This is a genomic window from Caulobacter sp. HMWF025 (genome assembly GCF_003060965.1).
In the GTDB taxonomy this organism is placed as follows: domain Bacteria; phylum Pseudomonadota; class Alphaproteobacteria; order Caulobacterales; family Caulobacteraceae; genus Caulobacter.
Genome location: NZ_QAII01000138.1, coordinates 1 through 1,703, shown reverse-complemented (window position 1 = coordinate 1,703; position 1,703 = coordinate 1). Strand labels below are relative to the sequence as shown.

1 protein-coding gene is annotated in these 1,703 nt (G+C 70.7%); it reads right to left on the bottom strand.

Annotation, left to right across the window (positions count from 1 at the left end; genetic code table 11):
- Nucleotides 1-1,703 (bottom strand): calcium-binding protein (locus DBR10_RS14600; RefSeq protein ID WP_146187856.1); only part of this gene is annotated, 1,703 nt, incomplete at both ends.

Below are 1,703 nucleotides of genomic sequence, written 5' to 3'. Positions count from 1 at the left end.
CCGCCGGTCAGCACGTCGTCGCCCGTGCCACCGGTCAGGGTCTCGGCCGAGGCCGTACCCGTCAGCCAGAGCGCGGTGGCCGCCGAGGCGGCCGTGACCGTCTGGTCGGAGTAGGCCAGGCGTTCAACGCCCTGCAGGCGGTCGAAGCCGTCTGTGCCGCTGACGATGAAGCCGCCGGTCCCGTCGCTGTAGATCGTCGAGCCAGCGAGCGTGCCGCTGAAGCGGGCCGTATCCGTGCCCGAGCCGCCGACCAGGCTGTCGTCGCCCAGACCGCCGGTCAGGACGTCGTCGCCCGTGCCACCGGTCAGGGTCTCGGCCGAGGCCGTGCCTTCAAGCCACAGGGCCGAAGCGGCGGTCGCCGCATCGACCGTCTGGTCGGAGAAAGCCAGGCGTTCAACGCCCTGCAGGCGATCGAAGCCGTCGTTGCCGCTGACGATGTAGCCGCCGGTGCCGTCGCTGTAGACGGTCGAGGCTGCCAGGGTGCTGCTGAAGCGCGCGGTGTCGGTGCCGGCGCCGCCGACCAGGCTGTCGTCGCCGAGGCCGCCCGTGAGGACGTCGTCGCCGGCGTCGCCGGTCAGGGTCTCGGCCGAGGCCGTGCCTTCGAGCCAAAGCGCCGTGGCGGCGGTCGCCGCATCCACGGTCTGGTCGGAGAAGGCCAGGCGCTCGACGCCCTGCAGGCGGTCGAAGCCGTCTGCGCCGCTGACGATGAAGCCGCCGGTCCCGTCGCTGTAGACCGTCGAGGCTGCCAGGGTGCCGCTGAAGCGGGCCGTATCCGTGCCTGCGCCGCCGACCAGGCTGTCGTCGCCCAGACCGCCGGTCAGGACGTCGTCGCCCATGCCACCGGTCAGGGTCTCGGCCGAGGCGGTGCCTTCAAGCCACAGGGCCGAAGCGGCGGTCGCCGCATCCAAGGTCTGGTCCGAGAAGGCCAGGCGCTCGACGCCCTGCAGGCGATCGAAGCCGTCCGTGCCGCTGACGATGTAGCCGCCGGTGCCGTCGCTGTAGACGGTCGAGGCTGCCAGGGTGCCGCTGAAGCGGGCCGTATCCGTGCCGGCGCCGCCGACCAGGCTGTCGTCGCCCAGACCGCCCGTGAGGACGTCATCGCCGACGTCGCCGGTCAGGGTCTCGGCCGAGGCGGTGCCTTCAAGCCACAGGGCCGTGGCCGCTGAAGCCGTCGTGACGGTCTGGTCATCGAAGGCCAGGCGCTCGACGCCCTGCAGGCGGTCAAAGCCGTCCGTGCCGCTGACGATATAGCCGCCGGCGCCGTCGCTGTAGACGGTCGAGGCCGCGAGCGTGCCGCTGAAGCGGGCCGTGTCCGTGCCCGCGCCCCCGATCAGGCTGTCCTCGCCGAGGCCGCCCATGAGGACGTCAACGCCGGTGCCGCCGGTCAGGGTCTCGGCCGAGGCCGTACCTTCCAGCCAGAGGCCTGAGATCATATCGTCAATAGCGATCAGACCCTCGTTGAAGAGCAGAAACTCTATGGACGTCAGTTGATCGATGGCCTGGTCACCCAAGATGTCGTGCACCAGATAGTGGTCCGCACCAACAGCGTAGACTTCGAAGTCTGCGCGCGGTCCGTAGTAGACAGCGACATCGTCACCGGCTCCGCCATCCAGGGTGTCGGCCCCGCCGGCCCCGATCAGGGTGTCGTCGGCATCTCCGCCGGTCAGGGTCTCGGCGTCTGGCGTTCCGGTGAGGGTCTGGCT